The sequence below is a fragment of the Bartonella sp. AA74HLJMH genome (assembly GCF_042197045.1).
GTDB lineage: Bacteria > Pseudomonadota > Alphaproteobacteria > Rhizobiales > Rhizobiaceae > Bartonella.
On record NZ_JBHIRJ010000078.1, the window covers coordinates 1 to 1,941 of the forward strand.

A 1,941-nucleotide genomic window follows, 5' to 3' on the forward strand; every position below is an offset into this window, starting at 1 on the left:
CAGAAGCTTTATTTAAAGAGGGTTATGTATATTCATTTTCTTATATTACTTATAGGTTTTGAATGTTTCTACCCCCCCAAACCCCTTACAAAACATAGAGCATTAGTTGAATTTATAGGTTGTACTATTGATATAGGTTGTTTTTTGAAAAATTGATAAAAAATAACATATTGAAATATAATGATTTTAATTTTCTCTCATTTAAAAAAATATAGGTTCTAAAAAGAACTGACAAGACTGACAAAACTCTTCTGATAAGGTCACTCAGATCATTTACTTTTGGAAAAAAGTTCCTTGATGAGAATGCCATAAAAAGAGTTTTGCGTGGTTGTCTTAAAGACTTCAAAAGAGATTTCTTTATTGTTTGATGCTGTTGTTTTTAACGAAAGGGTGCCATTCATAACGTATGGTAGGGCGACCACCTTGTGAGCTATTTTCGCTTGCTATTTGACGAATATGATTGGAACGACATAAGAGCTCTAAAGCTTGCTTAACGGCTCTATTATCTGTTAAACCGATCCAACTTCTTTGATGAATATCACGTAAAGTAAAGACATCGGGTAAATGATCACAGCGCTCGACAATCAATTTTGCCCCCTCTGTTGCTAAGCTATCCGCCGCCGCATAGAGCCTTTTGACATGACTGAACAAATATTTTTCCCATCGCAAGGCTGTTTGAAGGGCACCTTTATTGATTTCAAAACGCCCCCCTTCGGTTAATTCAAAAATCAATGCAAGACTTACTATGGTCTTAGGCATTTTCAAAAGATGCGCTTGTAAGCTTTCAGAAAGGTTATTCTCTTTGGCTTCTTTAAAAATCTTTTGCATCCATTCACGAAAGATCTCTTGAGCTTCAGCAGAAAAGCGCATCACAAGAGGGTGTTCTGGTGAACCAAGGGGGTTATCATAAAGAGAACGAAATGCCCCTTCATAAGTTTCCCATGCCTCTTGATTGGGCGGTCTATCAACCCATTTCCAATCTTTTGTCTCATCGGGAAAGACCAGCATTTGAAAGCGTTGTAAGAAACCATCATTGCCTTTGCCATATAAAACATTGCGTATAAAGGGCAGAATGCGAGAGGGTTGAATGCCCCCTATAATAGAGACGGTTGCATTGGGAATAAAAATGCTTCCCCGCCCAATCCGGTCATAAGTAAATTGACCATCTCCATTAAAAGCTTCCAAATAAAAGGAACGGTCTGTTTGATATTCCTTTCTTTCCATATCTGTTAAGAAACCGGATAATTCATCACGCACCATCAAGAGACCACGGGGGTTTTCTTTTAAAAGTTCCCCAAGCTTTTCAACGGTCACATCATTGACAATAAAACGAGAGACATCCTCATCACGCGCATTGTCTTTAGAGAGGGTTTCAGACAAAAGAGCATGGGCTGTTTCAAGATTTCCTTTTTTTATTGCTTTATGGGCTTGTTTTTTCTTTTCGAATTTGTCTAAAGTTTCAAGTATCTCTTCAATTTCTTGTTTCTCTTTCTGCTTTAGCCAGTCTTTATACCATTTCTTTTGGAGGCAAGTGATAGGAGTTAAAGCGGCTTGCATGGTAGGTGTTTTCATGGTTGAAGGTTGACCAATAAGAGCCCCCCAGAGATTAGGGACAATCTTCCAATCATCATGTTGTTTTGGAGCAATCCGCACGCCATTGCCAATGAGAGCAGCCAAGCCACACAAAGCAGCGACAGCCACAAAATCAAGAGGAGCTTATTGACGGTCAGCAACGTCATAAACATAGCGACTTAAAGTTAAAGGCATTTGCGCAGCATGAAAAGACTCGACGGGTAAGAGAGTATATTCAAGTGGTTTTAATTCCCCCCAACCATTTTGTTGCAATGCGATTTCATAAGGAATAGCTTCTAAACAAGTCTTATCATTTAAAGAGCCATTATCGTTATCATTGAATGAAACATTTTGATTGTTGGTATCGAC

Annotated in this window: 1 pseudogene; it reads right to left on the reverse strand. The window is 38.4% G+C overall.

Features of this window, described 5'->3' with window-relative positions:
• Positions 1–357 precede the first annotated feature (357 nt).
• A pseudogene (locus ACFINH_RS09700) lies at positions 358–1,941 on the reverse strand (YfjI family protein); the annotation flags it as partial.